Consider the following 22595-nt stretch of genomic DNA (forward strand, 5'->3'; position numbering starts at 1 on the left):
CCCCGGCCGCCCCGTCACCTGCGGCGCAGGCGTCGCGCCTTACGGGTTCATCTGGCTGCCGCCATTGGCCGAAATGCGCTGCCCGGTGATGTAGGAGGCCGCGTCGGACAGCAGGAAGCAGATCGGGTTCGCCGCTTCCTGCGGGCTCGACCAGCGGCCCATGGGCACGCGGGCGAGATAGGTGTCGCGGAACTTTTCGCTGCGCACCGTCTCGGTCATCGGGGTCTCGACCATGCCGAAGGCCACCGCGTTGGCGCGGATGTTGTAGCGCGCCCATTCGCGGGCCATGGACATGGTGGCCCCGAGGATGCCCGATTTGGCCACGGAGTAGTTGATCTGCCCGATGGTCCCCTGCACGCCCGCGTCGGACGAGATGTTGACGATGGCGCCGCCGCTTTCGTCTCCCGCCTTGTGGCGCGCGATCATGTGGGCGCCCGCCGCCTGGATGAAGCGCCAGGCGCCGGTGAGGTGGACGTCGATGACCTCGCGCCACTGATCCTCGGTCATCTTGGAGATCATCGCCGGGCGGGTGATGCCGGCGTTGTTCACCAGCCCGTGCAGGGCGCCGAAACGCGCGACCGTCTCGGCCACCGCGGCGTCGGCGAAACCGGGCTCGGCGACGCTGCCGATCAGGCGCAGGGACCGGCCCTCGGGCAGGCCCGCCTGCGTCTCGGCCAGGGCGTCGGCGTTCATGTCCACCAGCCCGACCGCGCCGCCCAGCCCGCAGACCAGTTCCGCCACCGCGCGCCCGATGCCCTGGCCGGCGCCGGTGATGATCACGGCGCGGCCCGAGAGGCTCATGGGATTGAGGGTCGGCGCGGCGGTCGGGGTCGGATTCGCATCGCTTGAGGCGGGCATGGCGCAAGTCTCCGGCTTCGGTCTGGCGCATGGTCGCGCCGGGAGGGTTCCGCCGCGCGTTCGGCGGGACCGTCGTCGCATAGCCGGCGCCGGGGAGGACGTCTTGCGTCCGCCGCCGGTTCGCCGCGAGAGAAACGGGAGGAGACCCGATGACCGCACCCGCCCCCGAAACCGGCATCAAACCGGAGGCCGACTGGCTGGCGCATCTCGCCGCCGGCCGCTTCATGCTGCCTCGCGCCAAGGCCTCCGGTCAGGTTTTCTGGCATCCCCGCGTGGCCGAGCCGCGCACCGGCGACACCGATCTGGAATGGGTCGAGGCGACGGGCCGCGGCGTGGTCTATTCGACCTCGGTCATGCGGATGCGGCCGCCGAAACCGTCCTACAACGTCGCGCTGATCGACCTGGAGGAAGGCCCGCGCATGATGTCCCGCGTCGACGGCCTGCCGCCCGAGGAGGTCCGCATCGGCATGAAGGTGCAGGCGAAGATCATCGAGGAGGACGGCGCCCCCCTGCTGGTCTTTCTCCCCGTCGGAGGCGCGTGAGATGGCCGAGAAATTCCCCCGCGGGCGCACCGCCATCGTCGGCGCCGCCACCCATGGCATGGGCGAGGCGCACGGTTTCGACGCCATGGACATCGCCGTCCACGCCTCGGTCAAGGCGCTGAAACAGGCCGGGCTGACGCCGGCGGATTGCGACGGGCTGTGGATCGGGCTGCCGCAGGACTATATCTCCGGCCTCAGCTTCGCCCAGCAGCTTGGCCTGAATCCGAAGGTGACCGGCAACAACCGCACCGGCGGCTCGGCCTTCATGACCCATGTGGCCGAGGCCGCGCTGGCGCTGGATGCGGGGATCATCGACACCGCGCTGATCGCCTATGGCTCGGTCCAGCGCACGGCGTCGGGGAAGCTGCAGAGCTCGGCCCGCCCGGACGCGTTCGAGGGGCCCTACAAGCCGGTGCTGCCGGTGGCCGCCTATGCGCTCGCCGCCGCGCGCCACATGCACCAGTACGGCACGACGCCCGAGCAGCTGGCCGAGGTCGCCGTCGCCGCCCGCGACTGGGCCAAGCTGAACCCGGACGCCTTCATGCGCGAGGATCTGAGCGTCGCGGATGTGCTGGGCGCCCGCCGCGTCGCCGACCCGCTGGGGGTGCGCGACTGCTGCCTGGTCACGGACGGCGCCGCCGCCATCGTGATGACCCGCGCCGACCGCGCCAAGGACCTGACCGCGACCCCGGTCCATGTGCTCGGGACCGCGGCGGCGACCTTCCACATGAACATCTCGATGATGCCGGATCTGACCGTTTCGGCCGCGTCCGAGTCCGGTCCGCGGGCGCTGGCGCAGGCGGGGGTGGGCCTGTCGGATATCGACGTGGTCGCGCTCTACGACGCATTCACCATCAACACGATCCTGTTCCTCGAAGACCTCGGCTTCTGCCCCAAGGGCGAGGGCGGGCGCTTCGTCGAGGGCGGGCGCATCGCGCCGGGGGGCGCGCTGCCGGTCAACACCAATGGCGGCGGGCTGAGCTGCGTGCATCCCGGCATGTACGGGCTGTTCGTGCTGGTCGAGGCCGCGCAGCAGATCATGGGCGGGCTCGGGGACCGGCAGGTTCCGGACGCGAAGATCGCGCTGGCCCATGGCAATGGCGGTTTCCTGTCGAGCCAGGTCACGACGATCCTCGGCGCGCCGGAGACCGTGTGAGCGGGTTTCGCCCATCGGAACCCGAAACCGTTTCCCTCGTTCCGCGGGACCGGTAAGTTCGCCCGACCACCCGCGGGCCGGCCCCTCCGGCCCGGCCCGCGGCCCAATCACGAGCGGCGCCCGGACGCGCCGCCACCCGGGAGGAGCCCCCATGACCACCGGAGCCCGCGCCGCCCCCCGCGACGCCCAAAGCGCCATCATCAACCCCTTCGCCGGGCGCGACGTGAACTGGCTGCTGGACCTGCGCGCCGACCAGAGCCCCGACCGTCCGTTCCTGGTGTGGGAGCCGTTCGAGGGCCCGCCCCGGACCTGGACCTACGCGGCCTTCCGCGACCGGGTCGCCCGGCTCGCCGCCGGCCTGGCGGCGCGGGGGATCGGCGAGGGGGACCGGGTGCTCGTCCATCTCGACAACTGCCCGGAGATGGAATTCCTCTGGTTCGCGATCCAGCGCATCGGCGCCATCGTGGTGACCACCAACACCCGCTCCTCGGCCGACGAACTGTCCTATTTCGCCGACAATTGCGGGGCGGTCGCCGCGATCACCCAGCCCGAGCTGGCCGAGCTGGTCGCCCGCGCCTGCCGCCATGTGAAATGGGTGGCGGTGACCGAGGCGATGGTCGGCGGCGGCGCGCCCCCCGCGGGGCTGGCGCCGGACGCGGGCTCGGCCTTCTCCGCCATCGACGCGGACCCCGCCGGCATGGCCCGGCCGGCGCCCGACCCGTGGCGGCATGGCTCGGTCCAGTACACCTCCGGCACCACGTCCCGCCCCAAGGGGGTGCTGTGGACGCAGGGCAACGCGCTCTGGGGCGCGCGGACCTCGGCGTTCAACGAGGGGCTGGTGGAAAGCGACGTGCATCTGGTGCAGATGCCCACCTTCCACACCAACGCCCGGACCTATTCGATCCTGCCGACCATGTGGGTCGGGGGAACCGTGGTCATGCAGCCGCGCTTCTCCGCCTCCCGCTTCTGGGACGTGGCCAACCGCAACGGCTGCACCTGGGCGTCGATGCTGCCGTTCTTCTGCAAGGCCGTGCAGCAGCACCCGATGCCCGAGGCGCACAGCTTCCGCATGTTCGGCATGTCGGGCAACGAACTGCCCTGGGACGGGGTGTTCGGCATCCGCTCCATCGGCTGGTGGGGGATGACGGAGACCATCACCCATGGCCTGATCGGCGAGGCGTCTTCGATCGGCGGGCGCCCCGGCTCCACCGGCCGCCCCGGCCCCGGCTATGACATAAGGGTGCTGCGCGAGGACGGCGGGATGGTCGAGCCGGGCGAAGTCGGCCTTCTGCAATGTCGCGGCTGGCGCGGGATCCAGCTGTTCCTTGAGTATCTGGGCAATGAGAAGGCCACGTCCGACAGCTTCTCCGAGGACGGCTGGTTCGACACCGGCGACCGGGTGCGGCTGGACGAGGACGGCTGGATCACCTTCGCCGACCGCGACAAGGACATGCTGAAGGTCGGCGGGGAAAACGTCGCGGCCTCGGAGATCGAGCGGGTGGTGGCCACCGTCGGCGGCGTCTACGAGAACGCGGTTGTGGCCCGCAAGGACCGGATGCTGGACGAGGTGCCGGTGGTCTTCGTGATCCCGGTTCCGGAGATGGGGCCGGAGGGGCACGCGGCGCTCAAGGCCCGCATCCTCGACGAATGCCGCGACAAGCTGGCGGATTTCAAGCGGCCGCGGGAGGTGTTCGTTGTGTCCCAGATGCCGCGCTCGACGCTGGAGAAGGTCCACAAGGCCGGGCTCCGCGCGCAACTGGCCGAGATGGAGACCGCCTGACATGACCCCGCCCCGCCGCCTCGCCCCCGGAATTTCCGCATGAGCCCGGGGGGGGAGGCGGCGGAGGCGGCGGCCCTGTTGCTGGAGGCCCGCCGCACGGGGCGGCCGCTGGAGCGTCTGCCCGAGCGGCTGCGCCCCGCCGACATCGCCGGGGCCTATGCCATCCAGGCGCAGGTCCATGCGGCGCTGGGCCGGTCCGGGGCCTGGAAGGTCTCGGGCGGGCCGCCCGCCGCGGCTTCGCCGGTGGCGGTCCTGGCGCGGGCCGAGGCGGGGGAGGCGCCGCCGCCGGGCGCCGAGGGCATCGAGGGCGAGATCGCGCTGCGCCTCGGGGCCGATCTGGTTCCCGATCCCGCGATGACGGTCGAGGCGCTGGCCTCGCTGATCGACGCCCACGCGCCGGCCTTCGAGCTGACCCGCGCCCGCGTCTCCCATCCCGACCAGACCCGGCCCGAGAAGATGGCCGATGATTTCATCGCCCATGCGGTGGTGCTGGGCGCCCCCGTCGCCGGTCCGCCCGCGGCCGGCGCCTTCCCGCGCCCGGTCCTGCTGCGCGACGGCGTGGACGCGCAGGCGCCCTACGCGCCCATCGACCCGCTGGCCTCGCTGCTCGCCTTCGCGCGGGTCGGCGGAGACCCGTTCGGCGGAATGAAGGCGGGGGACTGGATCATCACCGGCTCGCTCACCGGCCTGCCGCCGGTGCGCGCCGGGCAGGTCTGGCGGCTGGAGGCCGAGGGGCTGGCCCCGCTGGAGGCGGTCATCGCCTGAACCGGAGGCGGCGGCGCGCGGACGCGCGCCCTGCGACCCTCCGCGCCGACGCGGTAGGGCGGGTTTCAACCCGCCGCGCGCCCTATCTCATGAAGCGCGGGCTCATGAAGCGCGGGACGTCCCGCCCCGCCCGGACTATCCTGCGCCCGGGCGGCATCGCCCGCCCTGTCGCCCGACGCGGCGCCGAGACCGAAATGGAGACCCAGGCATGACCTCTTCCGGCGCCCGACCGCCCCGCTCCGGCCCGCTCGACCGGTTCCGCGTGCTGGACCTGACCCGCATCCGCTCCGGCCCCACCTGCGTGAAGCAGTTCGCCGACTGGGGCGCCGACGTCATCCGGATCGAGCCGCCGGACGACCGCTCGGGCTACGCGGACCGCTCGACCTCGGATTTCCAGAACCTGCATCGCAACAAGCGCAGCCTGACCCTGAACCTGAAATCGGACGAAGGCCGCGAGATCCTGCTGCGCCTCGTCGACGGCGCCGACGTGCTGGTGGAGAACTTCCGTCCCGGCGTCATGGACCGGCTCGGCCTGGGATGGGAGGCGCTGCATGCGCGCAACCCGCGGCTGGTCATGGGCTCGATCTCCGGCTTCGGGCAGACCGGGCCCTATGCGGAACGGCCGGGCTTCGACCAGGTGGCGCAGGGCATGGGCGGGCTGATGTCGATCACCGGCCTGCCGGGGCAGGGGCCGGTGCGGGCCGGCATCGCGGTGGCCGATCTCGGCGCCGGGCTGTTCTGCGCGCAGGGGATCCTGATGGCCCTGCTGAACCGCGAGCGGACGGGCGAGGGCGCGTGGATCCAGTCGAGCCTTCTGCAGGCCCAGGTGGCGCTGCTCGACTTCCAGGCGGCGCGCTGGCTGATCGACGGGCAGGCGCCGGGGCAGGCGGGCAACGACCACCCGACCGCCACGCCGATGGGGGTCTATCCCACCGCGGACGGCGCCATGAACATCGCCGCCACCGGCGACCGCATGTGGCGCGCCTTCTGCGAGGTGATCGGCCGCCCGGACCTGCCGGAGGATCCGCGCTACGCCACGCCGCGCGACCGGCTCGCCAACCGGCCCGCGCTCAACGGTCTGATCCGGGAGATCACCGCGACCCGCACCGCCGCCGCGTGGACCGAGGCGCTGCTCGCCGCCGGCATCCCCTGCGGGCCGATCAACAGCATCGACCAGGTCTTCGAGGATCCGCAGGTCGCGCATCTGGGACTGGTGGGAGAGGTCGAGCACCCCACCCGCGGGCCGCTGAAGGTGCTGAACCAGCCGATCCATGTCTCCGGCCAGGCGCCGACCCTGCGCGCCCCCACGCCGGAAGCGGGCGAGCATACCGACGAGGTGCTGGAGGCGCTGGGTTTCGGGCCCGAGGACATCGCCGGGCTTCGGGCGCGGGGCGTGGCCTGACCGGCCGCGCCCCGCGCCGAGGCTCGGGCCGCGCCCCGGCCCGGCCGCCGCCCGTCCCCGGAGGGGAACGCGCGGCGGCGGGGTCAGGCCGACGCCTTGGGCGAGCAGACCACGACCGTCTGTTCGCCGATCGTCTCGACCCCCGGCGGCGTCCAGATCTCATGGATGTCGAAGAAGCGCGCCCAGACCTTGTGGACATGGCGCTTGCTGTGGAACGTCGTGCCGTAGGAATTGGACTTGTCGTAGAACGCGATCTTGTCCTTGTCCGCGGGCATCGGCGTTCCGCGCTCATAGGCGTCGAACCCGGCGACGGAGCCGGTCAGCCCCTTGTAGCGCCAGTCGATCCGCATGCAGGCGTCCCAGGTGTCCTCCGTCATCAATGTGAGGTAGAGCATCGCGCCGGGGGCGGCCACGCGGGCCAGTTCAGCCAGCCAGCCGTATTCGTGATTGTCCACATGGGTGAACACGCTGAACGCCGTGATCACGTCGACGGAGCGGTCGGCCAGGGGCAGGCCGGGCAGGATCGTGCTCTGCATCGCCTGCACGTTCATGGGCAGATGGGCCAGCGCCCATTCGATGGCGGTGATCCCGAGATCGGCGCAATAGACCTGCGCCTGCGGATTCATCGCCGCCATGTGGCGCACGACGCGGCCGGAAGAGCCGCCGAAATCAAGAAAGCTGCGAGGCGCGCGGCCTGCGCCGTACTTGTCCCAATAAGACATGACGCGCCGATAGTCCCGCACGCCGGACAGCCAATAGTCGTGATGCCGGTCGCCGTGATAGCCCTCACGATAACTCGTGGGCGGAATTTCGGCCAGATCATGGGCGAGGTGGTCCGCGATCGCATCGTCCGGCAATTCCGCGTAATAAACCGAGTTCTTCACCTTGGCCTGGAAGTCCTGCGGCGTTCCGGGATTGGGTTGATACTTGGCGCGTTGATTGCGTGATAGAAACATGTCGGTACCGTTTTCGCACTATTTTTGTTCGGTTGACGGGGTCAACCGGACAATCGTGTCGCATTTCGCGTGTCGTCGGCCCAGTTCTGCGGGCTCGCTCAAATCTAATCAAGTGAAATTCGGCCCACTTGCGCGCATCGGCGCGGCGGCGCAGCGCGGCGGGGGCGACGCCAGGGGCGATCGTCGTGAAACAGGAACGCCCCCACCCCGGCGCGCGGCCGGAGCGAGGGCGAAAGGCGCGGTCCTACTTGTCGAAATCCGAGGCGTCGTGGCGTTCGGGCATCTGATCGGCCTCATCGCCGACCACCCGGTTCACCCGACGGCCGCGCTTGGTTGCGGGACGGGCCCAGATCTCGTCGGCCCAGCGGTTGACGTGCTTGTATTCATCGACCGAAAGGAACTTGCCCGACGAATAGAGCAGCCCCTTGGCCAGCTGGCCGTACCAGGGGTAGATCGCCATGTCGGCGATGGTGTAGTCGTCGCCGGCGATGAACTTGCGTTCGGCCAGCTGCCGGTCCAGCACGTCGAGCTGCCGCTTCACCTCCATCGCGAAACGGTTGATCGGGTATTCCCACTTCTCGGGCGCATAGGCGTAGAAATGCCCGAAGCCGCCGCCGAGATAGGGGGCGGAGCCCATCTGCCACATCAGCCAGTTGATCGTCTCGGTCCGCGCCGGGCCCGAGGCGGGCAGGAAGGCGCCGAACTTCTCGGCCAGGTGCATCAGGATCGAGGCGCTCTCGAACACCCGCACCGGCTCGGGGCCCGAGCGGTCGACCAGCGCCGGGATCTTGGAATTCGGGTTGGCCGCCACGAAGTCCGAGCCGAACTGGTCGCCGTCGCCGATCCTGATGAGCCAGGCGTCGTATTCGGCGCCCGTGTGGCCGGCGGCCAGCAGCTCCTCGAACATCATCGTCACCTTCACCCCGTTGGGAGTGGCGAGCGAGTAGAGCTGGAACGGGTGCTTGCCGACGGGCAGGGTCTTTTCGTGGGTGGCGCCGGCGATGGGCCGGTTGATGGAGGCGAAGCGGCCGCCGCTCTCCTGGTCCCAGGTCCAGACTTCGGGGGGCGTGTAGGCGGGGACGTCTGTCATGCGTTCGTCTTTCCTTGCTGCGGTCCGAGGCCGGCAGGCGCTCGGCGGCGCGGGCGCGGCGCCGGATCGTCACGAAGCCTTAAGAGTAGGGTCCGGCGGGGCGCTTCGCCAGTGGCATGGCGGGATTCGGCGGTTGGACGGGGGGTGCGGCGGCGGCTCCGCAAAACCGGCGAAACCGGCATTGCAACGCCGCGGCTCGGTACATATACACGTCCGCGGAGTGGTGGCCGAGTGGTCGAAGGCGCTCCCCTGCTAAGGGAAATTCATTTCCCGGCAACCTCCCGAAATCTATGGATAAATCAGGACATTCCGTCCGGCGTGGGCGCGTTTTGGGCGTTCATGCGCGCCGTGGGCGCATCCTGGGCGAGGACGTCTCGGGCGCCGCCTCCGCCTCGGGCCGATCGCGGCCGAACGCCCAGCCATGCGCGGCGAGGTCGGCCGCGAGGGAGTCGGGGGCGATCTTGCGATAACGCTGCGCGGTCGAGACCGATCGCCATCCGCCGAGGTCGAGCAGCTGCCCGAAATCGCCCGTCGCCGCGTCGAACCAGGTCGCCCATGTGTGGCGACATGTGTGGGGCGTGACGTCCGCGCCGAGCTTGGCCGCGTCCCGCGCCTTGTTGAACGCGGCCTGGATCTGTCCGCCGCCGGCGTCGCGCAGCTTGTAGGCGGCGCCCTTCGGGGTCCGGAATACGGCGCCGGCGTCGGGCAGGCCGGAGGCGGCCAGGAGTCTGGCCACGCGCGCGGGGTATCTGACCATGCGCGGGAACCCGTTCTTGGTCTGGCGCCCCTCCGCGCGGGCGAGGAATGCTTGCCTTGTGTCGAGGTGGAGGTCGGCCCGTTGCAGCGCCAGCGCCTCGCCGGCGCGCGCACCGGTCCCGAGCAGGAAGGCGATCAGCGGGCGCATGCGGGGCTCGGCCTCGGTCAGCAGCCGTTCGGCCTCGGCCGGCGTCAACCAGCGCAGCCGGGCGTCGGAGACCCGGCGCCGTCTGAACCGGCGCGCCGCGCGCATGTCGTCCTCGGCGGCCAGGTTCTCGATCGCGGCGATAGGGGTGATGACCTGGCGATTGATCGTGGAGGCGGCGGCGCCGGGATAGAGGGCCGCGGCGGCGGCGTTCACCGCGGCGTTGTCGATCTCGGCGAGGCGCCGGTCCGGACCGAAGTACTCCAGCAGCGGCCCGAGAAACCGGGCCTCGCCGCCGGTCTCCAGATAGGTCAGTGCGGCTTCGGCGAATGTGCGGCCCGCGCTTCGTCCAAGCGCGACACGCTCGAGGATTTCGGCCTCGCGCCGGACCCGGATCGCTTCCGCGGCGCGGCGGTCGTTAGTGCCAGTGCTCTCGCGAACGCTGACCCCTGCGATCGACCCGCGAAGGTAGAAGTTTCCGCCGCGGCTGCGCTGCTTGATCGTGAGGGGCATGTTTCCAATCCAGCGATGAAGGCGGCGGCGAGGTCGGTCGCCCTGAACTTGACGCGAGTCCGCCCGCGGGTCGAGACCCAAGGCAATTCGCCTGCCGCCCGCATCCGGTCGAGCGTCGACCTGGACGCCGGCGCCCCGCGCGCCGCGAGCCACGCCAGCGCCTCGTCGACCGACAGCAGCGGTGCGGTCGGGTCGAGCGCGACGGCGTCTCGGCGGGCTTCAAGGGCGGGGCGGCGGGTCATCGGTTCGCGAGCTCCAGCAGAACGTCTGCGTGACATGAGCAATCGAGCGGGCACCAGCATGCGAGGGCCCGGCCGCGGATCTCGGGCAGGCGGTCCAGCAGCATGGCGCGGCGGTGCTGAAAGCCCATGATCGCGTCGGCCTGGCCCTGGTCCGTGAGGTTGTCCGGCAGGGCCGGGGCGTCGTCCTCGAGCCATGCGCGGAAGCATTCGACCGCCCATTCCCGGGTCTGGGCGTCGCGAGGGCCGCGGAAGAACGCGCCGGCGACGAAGGCCGGATAGTCCCCGCGAAACCAGACGTCGACCGTGGCGGGGTCGCCTGCCGCCCATGGGTTGCCGAATAGCGTTGGTCGGCCGACATAGGCGGCGCCCTCGGGCATGCGCCAGCCGCGGACCCGGCGGCGCTGGATGCGGGCGGGAGCGGTCATTTCACGAGCTCCAGCGTCCATATGGCGAGGCGGGTTCCCAGCGGCTCCCCGCATTCTGACAGCATCGCCGCCGCGGCGGCGGCCCACCAGACCGCGTTCCAGCCGTATCGCTGCTCCAGCCACGCGCCGACCAACATGCCGGAGGTCATCCCGCGGCCCTCCCCATGGAAACCGCTTCCTCCTCCCGCCCGAAAGCGACCTGCGCGGCGAACAGACTTCTCCTTAAGGGAGAGTTGACGAAACTTGAAACAGCCCTAAGGTAGTAGCTCAATCGCACTTTCTGATTCGAAGCGTGGCGAAAGGGAATTTTATGGCTGAGATGCATCTGGTCTGCCCCTCGACAGGCGGGCAGTTCAGTGTTGGCGAAGTCGAGAGCGTTGCAGCCTTCGAGAGGCTTTGCGAGCAGGTCGGATTTGTGCCGATCCATTGTTCCGCATGCGGTCAGGTCCATCGATGCCGTCTTCAAGATGGAAAGCTGCAGGCGCTCGCTCGGCCAGTCGAACCGTTCGAGGGGGTTCTGACGATCTCCTCTTCGCTCAAGTAGGCGGCTCATGAGACTGCCCGCCCCTCGGCCAGCTCGGGGACGTTCGCCCGGGCCAGCGCCTCGGCCAGCGGCGGGCAGACGCTGTTCCCGCACATGCGGCCCTGGGCGGTCCCGGTTAGCTTCACGGGCTCGCCGTCCGAGCCCCGGCCGGCCTCGATCTGGTAGCTGTCGGGGAAGCCCTGCGCGCGGAACCGCTCGCGCGGGGTGAGCATCCGCATGCCTATGTCGGCGACGGCGTAGGTCGCCCCCTCGATCTCTACCGTCACCAGCCCGAAGCGGTCTCGGGTGGTGACCGTGTGCATCGGGTCGTCGACCTCGGCGCCATCGCCCGTCCCGTAGTATTTCGACAGGAAGGCGGCGACGAGCTGCTGTTGCGCGCCGGTGGTGGTCAGCGCGGACAGGGGCTCGCGCGCGTCGCGGCCGGCGAGGCCATCGTTCCGCGGTCCGCCGTTGTGCTGGGCGAGATAGGCGGCGGCGATTCCGATGGGGGCCGCGCCGCCGGGACGCTTGACGAAGCCGTTGGCGGTGATCGTCGGGGCGGGCTCGTCGAGGCTGGACCCGACGCCGCCGGTCGTATGCTTCGCGAGGAACGCGGCGACGAGCGCGTGTTTCCCGCCGCCGGCGACCTGCGTCCCGAGGGGCGCGCCTATGTCCAGCGCGCGGGGCGCCTGGCCTGGCCGCTCGCCATAGCCGGTCTGCACCAGCGTCGCCGCGGCGACGGCGTTCGTGTCCCGCGCGCTTGCGGTGATCGTGTGCAGCGGGTCCTCGGCCGAGCGGTTCAGCCCGCCCTGCTGGCCGTAGGTGATCCACGGGGCGACGCCGGCGCCGACCACGAACGGCCGCGGGTTCTCGACGACATAGCGCATCACGCCCCGCGCGATCCGGCGCAGCGTGTTGTCGGCCAGCGGGCGGATCGCGCGCAGGCCGTGCTTCGCCTTGATCTCGTCGGCCGTGTCGAAGATCGACGGGCAGGGGATCGTCCAGTCGATGATCTCCGCCGCGGTGCGCCAGGGCTTGAGCCGTCCGGCCTGGACGCCCTCGCTGTCGGGCGCGCCATGGGTCGGCTCGGGCCAGATGATCGGGCGGCCGTCGCGGCGCGCGATGACGAATAGGCGCTTGCGGATCGTCGGGGCGCCGTAGTCGCAGGCGCGCAGTTCCCGCCATTCGATCCGGTAGCCGAGGCGGCGGACTTCCTTCACCCATCGGTCGAAGGTCTCGCCGCGGCGCGCCTGGCACGGCCGGCCGTCCGCGTCGAGCGGCCCCCATGTCTGAAATTCCTCGACGTTCTCCAGCATGACGACGCGGGGCCGGGCCCGCCGCATCCAGAGGACGATGACCCATGCGAGGTCGCGGACCCCGCGCGAGACCGGCTTGCCGCCTTTGGCTTTCGAGAAATGCTTGCAGTCGGGGCTGAACCACGCGAGCCCGACCGGCCGCTGGCCGACGACTTCGAGCGGGTCGACGTGCCAGACGTTTTTCGACAGGTGGACGGTCTCGGGGTGGTTGGCCGCGTGCAGCGCCAACGCCTCCGCGTCGTGGTTGATCGCGTAGTCGGGCGAGCGACCGAGCGCGAGCTCGATCCCGGTCGAGGCGCCGCCGCCGCCGGCGAAGCTGTCGATGATCAGCTCGCGGGCCGGTGCGGGCTGGGCGAGGTCGGGGCCGAACAGGCCGGAGAGGTCATTCATGCGACCAACTCCGGCGACTTAGCGGCACGCGCCTTGGCGGCGTCATAGGACTTGATCCCATGCACGATCGCCCAGCAAGACAGCCGGAAATTAAAGGACGGCTCCGTCAGCCGATGCTCGTAGAATTCGTGGAACAGGTTCCACGTCCGCAGCTCGTCGGCCGTTCTGAGGCTGAAATCCATCGTGCGCATGATGGCTTCACGCTCGTCGGGGAACTCATCGGCGAGCAGTTCTTCGCGCACATCCCGCAGCACTTCAGAGGCGGAGCGACCAGTGGTGCGGCGGATTTCGTGCCGCATTTCCCAGAGCTCGCGAACGACGGCCGAGCGGTATAAGCGATCCGAGAACACCTTCGTTCCGAAGCTCGACCGCGCGGTCGTCTTTTGCGCCCAGTAGCTGTAGTTTGGCCGGTCGTGGCGGAAGAATTCGAACATGTCGAGAAGCCGGCTGAACGTGAAATCTTCGAGGTCGCCAGAAATCGCGAGATGGCCCGGCCATGTCACTAAGCGGTAGCTGTAGGCCGACGCGCCCGGCCTGCCGAAGTGGATGCAGCGGTGCACGCCATCATCCTGCTCAATCGTCATCACATGGTCCTCGAAAGAGGCCGTCGCTTGCTGATGCGCATCGTCGAGGAAATCAGCCATCGGCCCGGCCCTCCCGCTCCGCAATCTCTGCTTTCACATCCTGCACCGCAGCGATGAAAGCCATCGCGGCCTTCGCGAGCTTGACTTGTTGGCGGAGGCCTTCGTCGCCGATGGCGCGCCGGTAGAGGGTCGGATCGGTGATGTGGAGGTGGCTGTGCATCGACCGCTCGGCCTCGACGAGCCGGACGAGGGGCTCGGCTTGCTGCGTGAGGATCTGCGCGGCAAGGCCTATCGCCTGCATCGCCATCTTGTGCTGGTCTTCAGCCATCGTCACGCCCCCCACCAGCCGCGCAGCGCCCAGCCGGCGGCGAGGGCCATGAGCGCGATGGCGAAGGCGATGACCATGAGGCCGGCGAGCGGCAGGCGCTCCGGCTCGGGTTCAAAGGTCGGGGTCGGGGGCATGGCGCCTCGGCAGGCTGCTTCGGGGTCGGGGCGGGTCATGCGGCGTCTCCCGGTTCGCGCGCCGCGTGGGCCCGGGCGGAGGCGCGGGCGTTGCGGGCCATGTGGAGCGCCGCCCACGCCTGCCGCAGGTGCTGGATCGCGGCGAGGGGCGGCTCGTCGGCATAGAGCGCGGCGTCTCCGGCGCAGGTGGCGGTGGCGAGGGCCTGGGGCGCGAGCACGCGCAGCGGGGCCTCGGGCCAGCGTGCGGCCCGGGTGGCGAGTTGATCGGCGATCATGCGGCGTCTCCCTTTTCGTCAGCGTTGAGGGCGGTGGCGGCGTGGTCTGCGGCTGTCATGGCTCGCCTGATCAGCGCGGCGGCGTGGTCGCTGGCGGCGATGGCCTCGGCCTGCAGGTCGGCGAGGTGTTTGCGCGCCCTGCGCCGGTCGAAGGCGTCAGCCGATCCGATCAAGTGCAGAGCGACCGAGAGGTCCCGCTCGATCTCGCGCACGCGGTCGTCGGCGCTGGGGGCGAGGTTCGGGGGCATCACGCGACCCCGATCTGCCGGCGGTCGGGGCCCGGCGCTGCGAAGGGTTCCTGGATCACCGCGTAGCGGGCGCGCAGGGCGGCGGTCGCCCCCTCCAGCGCGCGCAGGGCGTCCATGCGGCGGCAGCGCATCGCGACATAGGTCATGGCGTCGATCGGGCCGGCGGCGTCGAGCGCGGCCTGCGCGTCGCGCAGCGCATGGGCCGCGGCGAGGGCGTCGTCGGCGATCTGCTGGGGTGTCGGGGGCATCACGCGGCCTCCCTACTTGACGCGCTACATGATGTGCGCTTGCCGATTGAAGACTCCACATCGTGCGGTAGAGTGTTCAGGTGGCGGGGAGCGTTCACAGCGCCCCCCGCCCGATCCAGTCGATTGGGATAATCAACCGAAAGGACCGTCTCTTTGTTGGAGAATTCGCCATGGACGATGACCGCCGCGAGCGGCTCGAAGCCCCCGAAGCCGCCGTCACCTCCTCGGCCGCCATCGGGCCCGAAGGCGCCCGCGTCGCCGAAAGCCCCATCGCCGCGGACGCCGATGTCAAAAACGCCGCCGGGCATCCGGCCGCCGACGCAGAAGCGCTGAACTTCGAGCTCCTTCGCAGCGCGCTCTATCACGACGCGCGACAGTCGCATCTCGAGCGTCTTGATCGCCTGGCGCACTACCTGACCGCGCTCGCGGGCAGCGCCGCTTTCGCGACCGTCCTGCGCGACGACCCGACCCTGGCCGCGGTGGCGGCGGCGACGGCAGCCGCGATTTCCATGGCGGCGCTGGTCTTCGATTTCTCGGGGCGAGCGCGCTCCCACCAGCAGCTGCGCCGTGAGTTCTACCGGCTGCTGGCCGACATGAGGGCGACCGATTGCCAGGCCCGCATGCTGAGTCTCTATGCCGACGAGCCCCCCATCAAGTGGGCGGTCAACGCGATGGCGCACAATCAGGCTGCGCGCAGCCTGCATGGCGACAACGCCCAACTGCTCGGGATCGACTGGCCAGCGCGGCGCCTTGCGCACTGGGTGACTTTCGATCCCTCGCGCTTTCCGGACCTGCCGAAGCGTCGCGTCGCGGCGGCGTCGGCGCAGTAGCGGGCCCTGCACCTGCGGGCGGCTAGCGTGGGGCGTTCGGAGCATCACGCGATCCCCTTCGACTTGAGCAGCGCGGCCGGGCCGGTGAGGGTGATCGGCTCGCCGCGCATCAGCGGGTCGGCCGGGTAGATCTCGACCTGCGCGCGCGGAAACCAGAGGTCCTCGCCGTCGAGGGTCTGGCGGACGCAGACGGCGCGAAGGGTCCGGTGCTGGTAGAGGACGGCCACGTCCATCAGATCGGATTTCATGCCGCGGCCTCCGGCGCAGGACGGTCGGAGGGCGGTGCGCCGCCGTCCAGCAGCGCGCGGTGGCGGGCGATTGCCGCGTCTATGGACGGCATGTCGTCGGGGCGCGAGGCGGCGAAGGCTTCGCGATAGGCCTGCAGGCGGCCGAGGGCGGCGCGCAGTTCATGCGCCGGGCGCGGCGCATAGCGGCGCAGGTTGGAGAGGGCGGGGGCGTTCATGCCGCGTCCCTCCGCGCGTTCGCGGCGCGCTCGGCTTCAAGGGCTGGAATGACGTGCTGCAGCTCGGCCAGGCGGTCCCGCATCGCTTCGAGGTGGGCGGCGGCGGCGCGTTCGAAGCGGGCGGCGTAGCCGGGGGCGTCGTGCCGGTCGGCGAGGATCAGCAGCTCGCGGATCTCCTGCAACGTGAACCCGAAACGCTTGAGGCGCAGGATCTCGCGCAAGCGGTCGCGGTCGGCGGCGGAGTAAAATCGCGCTTCGCCGCGCCGGAAGGCGGGCAGGAGCTCGATCGCGCCGTAGTAGCGCAGCGTGCGGGTGCTGAGGCCGAAATACCTGCACAGGTCGGTGGTGCTGTAGGGGTGGCCGGCGGGCGGCGAGCGGTAGGTCACCGGGTCGCCTCCGGCGCGGCGGCGGCCTCGGCCATGCGGAGCAGTTCGGCGGCTCCGGCGTTGAGGCCGGTCGTGCCGCGGAGGGGCGAGAAGCGACGCCAGAATTCCCAGCGGTCGGCATGGCTTCGGCCGATGCCGGCGGCGGCTTCAAGCGCGCCGATCGTGCCGGCGGCTGACTTGGCGGGGCGGGGGGTGGCGTGGGTTTGCATGCTGGCCTCCATCGTGGCTGACGGAGGGTAGGCTAATCCCCAAAATGGGGATCAGTAAAGCAAAACTTTCCAATTTGGGGATAATGACGGTCTTGACGATTCAGTAAGCGTTCCGTTCAATGACATGAACAAGGGGCCTAGGGGGAGAATCCGGTGGGGCAGATTATAAGCTTGGAGAGCCACGCAGCCTTGGCCGCATTGGGGCGAGCGGCTGACGAGGGGCGTAGTTTGGATGAAGCCTATGCCGAATTTTGTCGGCGCTGGTCAGCCAGCGCTCGCCGCATTTCGTCATCAAGCCCGCGCTCTGATCCCGTGTATATGAAATTGAGATCGAACCCGTAGGCCTCTGCAAACGCTTGCGCGGCCTCTGGCTTTATGAGGCGGGCGCCCGTTTCAAAGCGGTTCCACGCGGATGTGCTGACGCCAATGCGGTTGCAGATGTCAACCTGGCGAAGCCCTAAGGCTGATCGGGCTTCGATCAGTCTCGCGCCCACTACGATCGGGTCGAATTTCCGCACGTCTTTCCTCCGCTTCCCGCTTTGGGGATTGGCTCAGGTGTTGGCCTGACGTTCAATTGCCAAGTTGGGGATGTTGACATGATCCCCATTTTGGGGATTAGGTGCTCGCCATGAAGCTCAGAACATGGCGAACAAATCGGGGAATGACGCAGTCGGAGTTTGCTGAGGCAATCTCCGTTCGAACGTCTGCGGTCTCTCGGTATGAGGCCGGCCGGGTGCCTGAGGCCGAGATCGTGGGCCGCATCTTCCGGGCTACTGGCGGTGAGGTGCGCCCGGGAGATTTCTACGATCTTCCCGACGTTGCGGGTCTTGAGGCCGTTCGCGGCCGCGCTTCCGACTCGGAGGCCGACGCGGCATGACCTCAGTCCGCCGCCCCCTTCGCGCGTTGCGATCTCCGCGGCGCCACGCCGAACACGTCGACGCGAAAATGCGCACGCGCGGCCTGGCCGATGCCGAGTTCTCGGAAGAAGGCCGGAATATCCTCGTGAACCTCTCCCTGGTCGTCGATCACCGCGTCGACCCGGTCGAGCCGGAAGATCCGCATCGCTTTCCTGAGGTGGCAGTAGGCCATGAAGCCGGGGGCGTAGTGGCCGGACCCGAAGCCGACAACCGTGATCGCCCTGCGCGTCGCCTCTCCCTCCGCATCGACATACTCGATCAGTATGTCGAAGGAGCCGATGCGCTCTCCGCTGTCGAGATAGATCGGAGCGCCTTTGCCCTTGGGGTCGGCTTCGATCCGACGCAGGTCGTCCGCCGTGGGCGCGATGGGGCGTTCCGTCGGCGTTGGGGTGGCCGAGGCATTCAAGGCATTCAACGCCAGCGTGAGCAGTCCGGCCAGTGCGAAGCAGGCGGCCGCCGCAGCCATCAAGATCAAGAAGAAATCCACGCGCTTCACCGTCATTTGAAATCCGGCCGCCAGCATGGCGCCGCCGCGGCCGCGGGGCGAGTCCTTCGTTCATCTGCGCTGTTCCTGGATGGGTTGGGGGCGGCCTGATGCAGCACGCCGCCCCCCGTTCCTTCGTTCCGCCAACGACCAAGCTCGCCGAACGCCATCAAGTTGCGTCGGCGAGGTCGGAAATGTCTTTCAGAAAATGCACATCTGGCGAAGATTCTGAACGCGCATGGTTCGCGGACCTGTTGCGGCGCGCCTTCCCCGAGGCTGGATCCGAAAACGAGCTGGCCGAGCTGGCGGCGGAGGTCCTGTCGCATGACGGGCGCCCGGTTCATGCGCGGACCGTGCGCAACTGGCTGCGCTGCGAGAACGCCCCGCATTTCCGCTATGTGCTGCGGGTCATCGCCATGGCCGGCGCCGAGACCGTGTTCGCGGTGCTCGAGCCCGAGGCGGACCCCGCGTCCAACCGGGGGGCGCGGCGATGAACTGGCTTTGGCGCATCTTCGCCCGCTTCAACCAGGTGCGCGCCGCACGGGCGCGCGCGGCTGGGCGCCGGTTCGAAGCGCGGGCGGAAAAGTTTTTCCAGCGGATCAAGGGGGCGCGGTCGTGAGCCGCGCCGGCATCATCGCGCGGGGCTTCCCCCTGGCCCCGCGTGCGGTCGAGGGCCCCACGCCCCCGGCCCGCGGCCTGCTGCGCCTCGCGCCGGGCCGCACCTATTCCAACAGCGGCGGGGCCTCCCTCTCGCCGCTCGCAGCGGGGCGCGCCGCCGCCGGCGCCGGCGACGGGAGATTGCCGCGCCCCGCTGCAACCAGATCCGGGCGCGCGCGTCCGGATGGCCGGAGCCTTCCCTTGCCCGGGCGCTCCGGTCTGCTCGCGTGCGCGTCGGCGGGGGTGTCCGCCCCCGATAGCCGGCGCGTGACTTCCGGCCGGGGGCTTCGCGCCTTCGGCCGGCCTTTCGGTTTCCGGGGCGCCGTGGCGCTCCGGTCCAACGGTTCGGCCGCAGCGGTGCGGGCGGACACCTCCCTGTTGGACTCCCCCGGGGCTGCGGCCCCGGGGCTTTTCGGATCCCCGGCGCGTGATCGCGTGTCGCCGGGGCGCGGCGGGCCAGGGCGGCTTCCTTCGGTCCCGGCCCGCCGCATCAAGCCCGGCCGGGGTCTGCGGGGATCGGCCCCGCGCCGGCCGCGAAAGGAAGCCCGATGAACAGTTCCGTTCTGATGGCGCTCGGCCGACACGACGGCGGGGCGCTGGTGGAGAACGCCGACGACCTGCTGCGGCAGTGCGTCCGCGACGTGGTCCGTTACGGCGAAAAGGCCAAGCTGACGATCAGCCTGATCGTCGAGCCCAACGGCGAGAAGGCGCTCAAGCTGAAAGCGGAGGTCAAGGCGACCCTGCCGAAGCGGCCGCAGGGCGAGGCCTTCTACTGGCCGACCGAGGACTGCGACCTGACCCGCACGCCGCCGCGCGACGAGGACGAGGGCCTGATGCGCTCGATCCCCGGCGGCATGGCGAAATCCTGAGGAGATCGACATGGATCAGGAACGCAACGTGATCGACGCCGCCGTCGCGCATCTGCGCAAGGCGGAGATCGTGCCCATCGGCGGCGAGGGCGACGTCTCCGCCATCGTCAAGCCCGCAGGCGTGACGGTGCAGCTGGAGCGCATGGAGCTGTTCCGGCCGCATCCGTCCGCCATCCGCGCGGAGGTGGCGCTGGAGACGCCGGCGAGCTTCGTCGACTATGTCCGCGACTTCACGGTCGCCGGGCGGACCCGCGTTTTCGCTTCGCTTGAGGATCGCAGGGTTCACGCGCGCATGGACTGGCATGGTTCCTCCGGGGCGGCGGGCGACGCGTCCTGGGGCACGCATGACGCCTACTGGCATGCGGCCTACACCGCTGCTTTCGCGGCCTGGGCGGAGGTCGACGGCAGGCCCCTCACGCAGCGCGAGTTCGTCGACTTCCTCGAGGATCGCTGCGCCGACGCGATCGAGCCGGAGCCTGCCGATCTGATGGAGGTGGCGCTCAACTTCGACGCCATCCGCTCGGCGAAGATCCGGTCCGTGGTCAATGTCCACACCAACGAGCGGCGGTTCCAGTTCGAGGAATCGGACACGCCGGCGGGGTCCGTCGCATGCCCGAAAATGCTGACCCTGCGAACGCCGGTGTTCTTCGGGACCGATCCTGTCGAGTGGCGGGCGCGGTTCGCCTACAGCGTCGCGGAGGGTAAGCTGACGTTCACGGTGAAGATCCTGCGTCTGGACGACCTGCTTGAGCAGGAGTTCGCCCGGTTGGTTGATGCGGTCGCCGTGGACCTGCCCGATATTCCGGTGCATCGCGGGCGGGCGTGCAATCGTCACCAGGCGTTCAACGGATGAGCGGGGCGGTCGAGGCGGGCGGCGGGGCGCAACAGCGTCCCGCCGCCGCCGCGCGCAGCGGCCGGCGGATCGCGCCGGAGCTGCGCTCCGCCATCATCGCGGCCGCGGCCTCGGCCGAGTGCCTGGGCGACATTGCCCGGGCGCTCGGCTGCGGCGACTGGACGGTGAAGCACGTCCTCGACCAGCATGATCCCGCCATCGCGCCGGCCATCGCCGCGCGGGGGCTCGCGCGGCGGACCGAGAGCAACCGTCTGCAGGCGGAGGCCATGAACGCGGCCCGTGCGGAGGCGGCGGCGCTGGCGCGGCAGCGCGAGGCCGAGGCGTCGCGCCCGCCCTGTCCGCGGGCCACGCCGGCGCTGTGGGCGCTGCGCAGCCAGCCGGAGCTGTTCGCGCGGCTCGGCGTGCAGGGCGAGCCGGAAACCGAGGCCGAGGCGCGGGTCGCGATCGGGCTCGCGGGCGAGCTGCGGGGCGTCGGCGATGTTTCGGTGAGCATGGCGATCGGCCTCGCCGGGGCGTCGGCATGACCGGCGTCGGCAACCTGTCGACCGCGGTCCGCCAGCGGCGCGTCGAGGCGCATGACAGCCTCGACGACTTCCCGACGCCGCCATGGGCCGCGCGGGCGCTGGTCGAGGCCCTGCGGGGCTCGGGCGAAACCGACTGGCGCGCGCGCACGGTCTGGGAGCCCGCGGCGAACCGGGGCTTCATGGTGCGCGGGCTTGCGGGCGCGGTGCGCTCCGTCCGGGCGTCGGACGTCCACGATTACGGCGTCGGCTTCGCGGTCGGCGACTTTCTGTTCCCCGGTGAGGTCGAGCCGGTCGATTGGGTCATCACCAATCCGCCGTTTCGTCTGGCGGAGGACTTCGCCCGCCGGGGGATGGAAGTGGCGACGATCGGCTGCGCTCTGCTGGTCCGCGTCGCGTTCCTCGAGGGCGCGCGGCGATACCAGGCCTTGTTCGCCGACATGCCGCCGTCCCGCGTCCTGCAGTTCTGCGAGCGGGTGGTGATGCACGCGGGCCGGCTTCCGGATCCCGACGTCGCCGAGCCGCACCAGGTCGAGCGCGACGGCGAGGCGGTCACTGTGATGCGCAAGCCGTCCACGGCGACGGCCTACGCCTGGCTGGTCTGGGAGCGATACCCGGCCTTCGGGCGCGGCGTGACGGTGCTGGACTGGATCCCGCCCGGCACGCGCCGCCGGCTGACCCGGCCGGGCGACTATGCGCCGATGCCGGAGGCGACGGCATGACCGCGCCGGCCGGATACGAGCCGCTGGCCGAGGTTCTGGCCGATGCGCTGGCGCAGGCTGCGGACGGCAAGGGCAAAGAGCGGCACGCTCGGGGCGACACGCCGTTCCTGCGCCAGCCCATATGCGAGATCGCGCGCATGGTCGGCCCGGGCTTCGCGACCGGGCAGGCGATCAAGAAGGCGCAGGAATCGGCCCGCCTGCCCGCGGGGCGTGATGAGGCCGAGCTGCTGGGGGCGATCAACTATCTCGCCGCCGCCGTGCTGGTGCTGCGGGAGGGGCGGGGATGATCGGGAATTATCCCCTCTATCCGGTGGCGATCGGAACGCGGCTCAAGGCCGACTGGATCCCTTTGCACCATGAGCGGCTTCTCGGGTCGCGCTTCGCGGCGACGGTCGACCCCGCCGCCGGGTTCTACGGCATGATGCTCTGGGCGCGCGCTGCGGTGCAGGACCCGGCCGGGACGCTGCCGACCGACGACGTCGAGCTCGCGTTCCTCGCGGGCTTCGGGCGGGACCTGGCGGGCTGGGAGGCGGTGCGGGGCGGCGCGCTCTACGGGTGGGAGCCGATGATCTGCCTGCCGCCCGACGAGGGCGCCACCATCGACGACGGCGTCGTGCGGCTCGGCCATCCGTTCCTCGTCAAGGTCATCGCGCAAACGCTGCAGCGGCTGTCCGACAGCCGGGCGTCGAGCCAGCGCGGTTCCGAGCGGGCGCTGCGTTCGCGCCTCAAGCGGATCATGCGGGAGAAGTGCGGCGCCCATGCGGGGCTGACCGAGCGCGACGACTACGTCTCGGCGGTGATGGCCTTCCTGCATGAGCGCGACCTGCGCTGGCGGGCGGACAACGTCGCGCGGGCGATGGCCGAGGTCTCTCTGCGCGAGGACCGGGCGCGGGCGAACGCGCAATCGGAGTTGGCCGAGGTGGCCAACATCATGCGTTCCCGCCGACCCGTCGACCCATAATCTAGTGTTTCGCGAGTGTTGCGCGAGTGTTTCGCGAAACTGTTTCG

34 protein-coding genes are annotated in these 22595 nt (G+C 70.3%); 14 read left to right on the top strand and 20 right to left on the bottom strand.

What is annotated here, in order from left to right; genetic code table 11:
- Positions 1 to 39: 39 nt before the first annotated feature.
- On the bottom strand, positions 40 to 858 hold the full coding sequence (locus BLV24_RS20115) for an SDR family oxidoreductase (RefSeq protein WP_218133486.1): 819 nt from the start codon (positions 856 to 858) through the stop codon (positions 40 to 42).
- Positions 859 to 1007: 149 nt separating this feature from the next.
- On the opposite strand from BLV24_RS20115, the gene BLV24_RS20120 reads away from it, so the two are divergent.
- The 5 genes from BLV24_RS20120 to BLV24_RS20140 all read left to right on the top strand — a co-directional run bounded on the left by BLV24_RS20120 (position 1008) and on the right by BLV24_RS20140 (position 6503).
- Positions 1008 to 1400 carry a Zn-ribbon domain-containing OB-fold protein gene (locus BLV24_RS20120; RefSeq protein WP_092685220.1) on the top strand — a complete coding sequence of 131 codons (393 nt, stop codon included), beginning with the start codon at positions 1008 to 1010 and terminating at the stop codon, positions 1398 to 1400.
- Position 1401: 1 nt separating this feature from the next.
- The gene (locus BLV24_RS20125; RefSeq protein ID WP_092685222.1) at positions 1402 to 2556 is read left to right on the top strand and encodes an acetyl-CoA acetyltransferase; all 1155 of its coding nucleotides are present in this window, start codon (positions 1402 to 1404) and stop codon (positions 2554 to 2556) included.
- A 151-nt stretch (positions 2557 to 2707) separates the two neighbouring features.
- Positions 2708 to 4336, top strand: coding sequence for an AMP-binding protein (locus BLV24_RS20130; RefSeq protein ID WP_092685224.1), 1629 nt, complete (start codon positions 2708 to 2710; stop codon positions 4334 to 4336).
- Positions 4337 to 4375: 39 nt separating this feature from the next.
- On the top strand, positions 4376 to 5101 hold the full coding sequence (locus BLV24_RS20135) for a hypothetical protein (protein WP_092685226.1): 726 nt from the start codon (positions 4376 to 4378) through the stop codon (positions 5099 to 5101).
- A gap of 208 nt (positions 5102 to 5309) precedes the next feature.
- Positions 5310 to 6503, top strand: a complete 1194-nt coding sequence (locus BLV24_RS20140; protein ID WP_092685228.1) for a CaiB/BaiF CoA transferase family protein — start codon at positions 5310 to 5312, stop codon at positions 6501 to 6503.
- 83 nt (positions 6504 to 6586) lie between these two features.
- Here BLV24_RS20140 and BLV24_RS20145 read toward each other — a convergent pair whose 3' ends face one another.
- The 13 genes from BLV24_RS20145 to BLV24_RS20190 all read right to left on the bottom strand — a co-directional run bounded on the left by BLV24_RS20145 (position 6587) and on the right by BLV24_RS20190 (position 14676).
- Complete coding sequence (locus BLV24_RS20145; protein ID WP_092685230.1) at positions 6587 to 7459, bottom strand: class I SAM-dependent methyltransferase; 873 nt, start codon at positions 7457 to 7459, stop codon at positions 6587 to 6589.
- Positions 7460 to 7703: 244 nt separating this feature from the next.
- Positions 7704 to 8549, bottom strand: a complete 846-nt coding sequence (gene yghU / locus BLV24_RS20150; RefSeq protein WP_092685232.1) for a glutathione-dependent disulfide-bond oxidoreductase — start codon at positions 8547 to 8549, stop codon at positions 7704 to 7706.
- Positions 8550 to 8886: 337 nt separating this feature from the next.
- Positions 8887 to 10044 (bottom strand): site-specific integrase, encoded by a 1158-nt coding sequence (locus BLV24_RS20155; RefSeq protein WP_245710682.1) that lies wholly within the window; start codon positions 10042 to 10044, stop codon positions 8887 to 8889.
- Positions 10045 to 10201: 157 nt separating this feature from the next.
- Positions 10202 to 10630, bottom strand: a complete 429-nt coding sequence (locus BLV24_RS20160; protein WP_092685236.1) for a DUF4326 domain-containing protein — start codon at positions 10628 to 10630, stop codon at positions 10202 to 10204.
- Positions 10627 to 10779, bottom strand: coding sequence for a hypothetical protein (locus BLV24_RS22125; protein ID WP_176954853.1), 153 nt, complete (start codon positions 10777 to 10779; stop codon positions 10627 to 10629). Before BLV24_RS22125 ends, BLV24_RS20160 begins: the two co-directional genes overlap by 4 nt.
- Complete coding sequence (locus BLV24_RS21785; protein WP_143040379.1) at positions 10776 to 11183, bottom strand: hypothetical protein; 408 nt, start codon at positions 11181 to 11183, stop codon at positions 10776 to 10778. The genes BLV24_RS22125 and BLV24_RS21785 overlap by 4 nt, the downstream gene beginning before the upstream one ends.
- Complete coding sequence (locus tag BLV24_RS20165; RefSeq protein WP_092685238.1) at positions 11180 to 12859, bottom strand: DNA cytosine methyltransferase; 1680 nt, start codon at positions 12857 to 12859, stop codon at positions 11180 to 11182. Before BLV24_RS20165 ends, BLV24_RS21785 begins: the two co-directional genes overlap by 4 nt.
- Positions 12856 to 13503: a hypothetical protein gene (locus BLV24_RS20170; protein WP_092685240.1), complete on the bottom strand. Its 648-nt coding sequence runs from the start codon at positions 13501 to 13503 to the stop codon at positions 12856 to 12858. The genes BLV24_RS20165 and BLV24_RS20170 overlap by 4 nt, the downstream gene beginning before the upstream one ends.
- On the bottom strand, positions 13496 to 13771 hold the full coding sequence (locus BLV24_RS20175) for a hypothetical protein (protein ID WP_143040380.1): 276 nt from the start codon (positions 13769 to 13771) through the stop codon (positions 13496 to 13498). Before BLV24_RS20175 ends, BLV24_RS20170 begins: the two co-directional genes overlap by 8 nt.
- 2 nt (positions 13772 to 13773) lie before the next feature.
- A complete protein-coding gene (locus tag BLV24_RS22130) occupies positions 13774 to 13944 on the bottom strand; it encodes a hypothetical protein (protein WP_176954854.1) in 171 nt (56 codons plus the stop codon).
- A complete protein-coding gene (locus BLV24_RS20180; protein ID WP_092685244.1) occupies positions 13941 to 14180 on the bottom strand; it encodes a hypothetical protein in 240 nt (79 codons plus the stop codon). Before BLV24_RS20180 ends, BLV24_RS22130 begins: the two co-directional genes overlap by 4 nt.
- On the bottom strand, positions 14177 to 14428 hold the full coding sequence (locus BLV24_RS20185) for a hypothetical protein (protein WP_092685246.1): 252 nt from the start codon (positions 14426 to 14428) through the stop codon (positions 14177 to 14179). The genes BLV24_RS20180 and BLV24_RS20185 overlap by 4 nt, the downstream gene beginning before the upstream one ends.
- The gene (locus tag BLV24_RS20190; protein ID WP_092685248.1) at positions 14428 to 14676 is read right to left on the bottom strand and encodes a hypothetical protein; all 249 of its coding nucleotides are present in this window, start codon (positions 14674 to 14676) and stop codon (positions 14428 to 14430) included. The genes BLV24_RS20185 and BLV24_RS20190 overlap by 1 nt, the downstream gene beginning before the upstream one ends.
- Before the next feature lie 170 nt (positions 14677 to 14846).
- Here BLV24_RS20190 and BLV24_RS20195 point away from each other — a divergent pair, with 170 nt between their 5' ends.
- On the top strand, positions 14847 to 15506 hold the full coding sequence (locus BLV24_RS20195; RefSeq protein ID WP_092685250.1) for a hypothetical protein: 660 nt from the start codon (positions 14847 to 14849) through the stop codon (positions 15504 to 15506).
- Positions 15507 to 15550: 44 nt separating this feature from the next.
- On the opposite strand, the gene BLV24_RS20200 is transcribed toward BLV24_RS20195, so the two are convergent.
- From BLV24_RS20200 to BLV24_RS23040, 5 genes are all read right to left on the bottom strand, one after another.
- Positions 15551 to 15754, bottom strand: a complete 204-nt coding sequence (locus BLV24_RS20200) for a hypothetical protein (RefSeq protein ID WP_092685252.1) — start codon at positions 15752 to 15754, stop codon at positions 15551 to 15553.
- Positions 15751 to 15969, bottom strand: coding sequence for a hypothetical protein (locus tag BLV24_RS20205; RefSeq protein ID WP_092685254.1), 219 nt, complete (start codon positions 15967 to 15969; stop codon positions 15751 to 15753). Before BLV24_RS20205 ends, BLV24_RS20200 begins: the two co-directional genes overlap by 4 nt.
- Positions 15966 to 16355: a MerR family transcriptional regulator gene (locus BLV24_RS20210; RefSeq protein ID WP_176954855.1), complete on the bottom strand. Its 390-nt coding sequence runs from the start codon at positions 16353 to 16355 to the stop codon at positions 15966 to 15968. The genes BLV24_RS20205 and BLV24_RS20210 overlap by 4 nt, the downstream gene beginning before the upstream one ends.
- A complete protein-coding gene (locus BLV24_RS22135; RefSeq protein ID WP_176954856.1) occupies positions 16352 to 16564 on the bottom strand; it encodes a hypothetical protein in 213 nt (70 codons plus the stop codon). The genes BLV24_RS20210 and BLV24_RS22135 overlap by 4 nt, the downstream gene beginning before the upstream one ends.
- 239 nt (positions 16565 to 16803) lie before the next feature.
- Positions 16804 to 17082, bottom strand: a complete 279-nt coding sequence (locus tag BLV24_RS23040; RefSeq protein ID WP_092685258.1) for a helix-turn-helix domain-containing protein — start codon at positions 17080 to 17082, stop codon at positions 16804 to 16806.
- A 110-nt stretch (positions 17083 to 17192) separates the two neighbouring features.
- Here BLV24_RS23040 and BLV24_RS23045 point away from each other — a divergent pair, with 110 nt between their 5' ends.
- Complete coding sequence (locus tag BLV24_RS23045; protein WP_092685261.1) at positions 17193 to 17441, top strand: helix-turn-helix domain-containing protein; 249 nt, start codon at positions 17193 to 17195, stop codon at positions 17439 to 17441.
- A 2-nt stretch (positions 17442 to 17443) separates the two neighbouring features.
- Here the strand turns inward: BLV24_RS23045 and BLV24_RS22140 are convergent, their stop codons facing one another.
- Entirely contained in the window at positions 17444 to 17983 is a 540-nt protein-coding gene (locus BLV24_RS22140) for a WYL domain-containing protein (RefSeq protein WP_176954857.1), read from the bottom strand.
- Between the two features lie 236 nt (positions 17984 to 18219).
- Between BLV24_RS22140 and BLV24_RS20230 the strand changes: the two genes are divergently transcribed.
- The 7 genes from BLV24_RS20230 (at position 18220) to BLV24_RS20260 (ending at position 22548) form a co-directional block, all read left to right on the top strand.
- The gene (locus BLV24_RS20230) at positions 18220 to 18459 is read left to right on the top strand and encodes a hypothetical protein (RefSeq protein WP_245710683.1); all 240 of its coding nucleotides are present in this window, start codon (positions 18220 to 18222) and stop codon (positions 18457 to 18459) included.
- A gap of 711 nt (positions 18460 to 19170) precedes the next feature.
- Positions 19171 to 19491, top strand: coding sequence for a YfdP family phage-associated protein (locus BLV24_RS20235; protein WP_092685267.1), 321 nt, complete (start codon positions 19171 to 19173; stop codon positions 19489 to 19491).
- A 10-nt stretch (positions 19492 to 19501) separates the two neighbouring features.
- Positions 19502 to 20344, top strand: a complete 843-nt coding sequence (locus BLV24_RS20240) for a DUF2303 family protein (protein ID WP_092685269.1) — start codon at positions 19502 to 19504, stop codon at positions 20342 to 20344.
- Complete coding sequence (locus tag BLV24_RS20245; RefSeq protein ID WP_092685271.1) at positions 20341 to 20868, top strand: hypothetical protein; 528 nt, start codon at positions 20341 to 20343, stop codon at positions 20866 to 20868. Before BLV24_RS20240 ends, BLV24_RS20245 begins: the two co-directional genes overlap by 4 nt.
- Positions 20865 to 21587, top strand: coding sequence for a hypothetical protein (locus tag BLV24_RS20250; protein ID WP_092685273.1), 723 nt, complete (start codon positions 20865 to 20867; stop codon positions 21585 to 21587). The genes BLV24_RS20245 and BLV24_RS20250 overlap by 4 nt, the downstream gene beginning before the upstream one ends.
- On the top strand, positions 21584 to 21874 hold the full coding sequence (locus BLV24_RS20255; RefSeq protein WP_092685275.1) for a hypothetical protein: 291 nt from the start codon (positions 21584 to 21586) through the stop codon (positions 21872 to 21874). The genes BLV24_RS20250 and BLV24_RS20255 overlap by 4 nt, the downstream gene beginning before the upstream one ends.
- Positions 21871 to 22548 carry a hypothetical protein gene (locus BLV24_RS20260; protein ID WP_092685277.1) on the top strand — a complete coding sequence of 226 codons (678 nt, stop codon included), beginning with the start codon at positions 21871 to 21873 and terminating at the stop codon, positions 22546 to 22548. Before BLV24_RS20255 ends, BLV24_RS20260 begins: the two co-directional genes overlap by 4 nt.
- Positions 22549 to 22595: the final 47 nt, after the last annotated feature.

Source organism: Albimonas donghaensis, from assembly GCF_900106695.1.
GTDB classification, from domain to species: Bacteria; Pseudomonadota; Alphaproteobacteria; order Rhodobacterales; family Rhodobacteraceae; genus Albimonas; species Albimonas donghaensis.

Coding starts and splice junctions, on each gene's coding strand:
- BLV24_RS20115 (WP_218133486.1), bottom strand. CDS start 858: ATGCCCGCCTCAAGCGATGCGAATCCGACCCCGACCGCCGCGCCGACC.
- BLV24_RS20120 (WP_092685220.1), top strand. CDS start 1,008: ATGACCGCACCCGCCCCCGAAACCGGCATCAAACCGGAGGCCGACTGG.
- BLV24_RS20125 (WP_092685222.1), top strand. CDS start 1,402: ATGGCCGAGAAATTCCCCCGCGGGCGCACCGCCATCGTCGGCGCCGCC.
- BLV24_RS20130 (WP_092685224.1), top strand. CDS start 2,708: ATGACCACCGGAGCCCGCGCCGCCCCCCGCGACGCCCAAAGCGCCATC.
- BLV24_RS20135 (WP_092685226.1), top strand. CDS start 4,376: ATGAGCCCGGGGGGGGAGGCGGCGGAGGCGGCGGCCCTGTTGCTGGAG.
- BLV24_RS20140 (WP_092685228.1), top strand. CDS start 5,310: ATGACCTCTTCCGGCGCCCGACCGCCCCGCTCCGGCCCGCTCGACCGG.
- BLV24_RS20145 (WP_092685230.1), bottom strand. CDS start 7,459: ATGTTTCTATCACGCAATCAACGCGCCAAGTATCAACCCAATCCCGGA.
- yghU (WP_092685232.1), bottom strand. CDS start 8,549: ATGACAGACGTCCCCGCCTACACGCCCCCCGAAGTCTGGACCTGGGAC.
- BLV24_RS20160 (WP_092685236.1), bottom strand. CDS start 10,630: ATGACCGCTCCCGCCCGCATCCAGCGCCGCCGGGTCCGCGGCTGGCGC.
- BLV24_RS22125 (WP_176954853.1), bottom strand. CDS start 10,779: ATGACCTCCGGCATGTTGGTCGGCGCGTGGCTGGAGCAGCGATACGGC.
- BLV24_RS21785 (WP_143040379.1), bottom strand. CDS start 11,183: ATGAGCCGCCTACTTGAGCGAAGAGGAGATCGTCAGAACCCCCTCGAA.
- BLV24_RS20165 (WP_092685238.1), bottom strand. CDS start 12,859: ATGAATGACCTCTCCGGCCTGTTCGGCCCCGACCTCGCCCAGCCCGCA.
- BLV24_RS20170 (WP_092685240.1), bottom strand. CDS start 13,503: ATGGCTGATTTCCTCGACGATGCGCATCAGCAAGCGACGGCCTCTTTC.
- BLV24_RS20175 (WP_143040380.1), bottom strand. CDS start 13,771: ATGGCTGAAGACCAGCACAAGATGGCGATGCAGGCGATAGGCCTTGCC.
- BLV24_RS22130 (WP_176954854.1), bottom strand. CDS start 13,944: ATGACCCGCCCCGACCCCGAAGCAGCCTGCCGAGGCGCCATGCCCCCG.
- BLV24_RS20180 (WP_092685244.1), bottom strand. CDS start 14,180: ATGATCGCCGATCAACTCGCCACCCGGGCCGCACGCTGGCCCGAGGCC.
- BLV24_RS20185 (WP_092685246.1), bottom strand. CDS start 14,428: ATGCCCCCGAACCTCGCCCCCAGCGCCGACGACCGCGTGCGCGAGATC.
- BLV24_RS20190 (WP_092685248.1), bottom strand. CDS start 14,676: ATGCCCCCGACACCCCAGCAGATCGCCGACGACGCCCTCGCCGCGGCC.
- BLV24_RS20195 (WP_092685250.1), top strand. CDS start 14,847: ATGGACGATGACCGCCGCGAGCGGCTCGAAGCCCCCGAAGCCGCCGTC.
- BLV24_RS20200 (WP_092685252.1), bottom strand. CDS start 15,754: ATGAAATCCGATCTGATGGACGTGGCCGTCCTCTACCAGCACCGGACC.
- BLV24_RS20205 (WP_092685254.1), bottom strand. CDS start 15,969: ATGAACGCCCCCGCCCTCTCCAACCTGCGCCGCTATGCGCCGCGCCCG.
- BLV24_RS22135 (WP_176954856.1), bottom strand. CDS start 16,564: ATGCAAACCCACGCCACCCCCCGCCCCGCCAAGTCAGCCGCCGGCACG.
- BLV24_RS23045 (WP_092685261.1), top strand. CDS start 17,193: ATGAAGCTCAGAACATGGCGAACAAATCGGGGAATGACGCAGTCGGAG.
- BLV24_RS22140 (WP_176954857.1), bottom strand. CDS start 17,983: ATGACGGTGAAGCGCGTGGATTTCTTCTTGATCTTGATGGCTGCGGCG.
- BLV24_RS20235 (WP_092685267.1), top strand. CDS start 19,171: ATGAACAGTTCCGTTCTGATGGCGCTCGGCCGACACGACGGCGGGGCG.
- BLV24_RS20240 (WP_092685269.1), top strand. CDS start 19,502: ATGGATCAGGAACGCAACGTGATCGACGCCGCCGTCGCGCATCTGCGC.
- BLV24_RS20245 (WP_092685271.1), top strand. CDS start 20,341: ATGAGCGGGGCGGTCGAGGCGGGCGGCGGGGCGCAACAGCGTCCCGCC.
- BLV24_RS20250 (WP_092685273.1), top strand. CDS start 20,865: ATGACCGGCGTCGGCAACCTGTCGACCGCGGTCCGCCAGCGGCGCGTC.
- BLV24_RS20255 (WP_092685275.1), top strand. CDS start 21,584: ATGACCGCGCCGGCCGGATACGAGCCGCTGGCCGAGGTTCTGGCCGAT.
- BLV24_RS20260 (WP_092685277.1), top strand. CDS start 21,871: ATGATCGGGAATTATCCCCTCTATCCGGTGGCGATCGGAACGCGGCTC.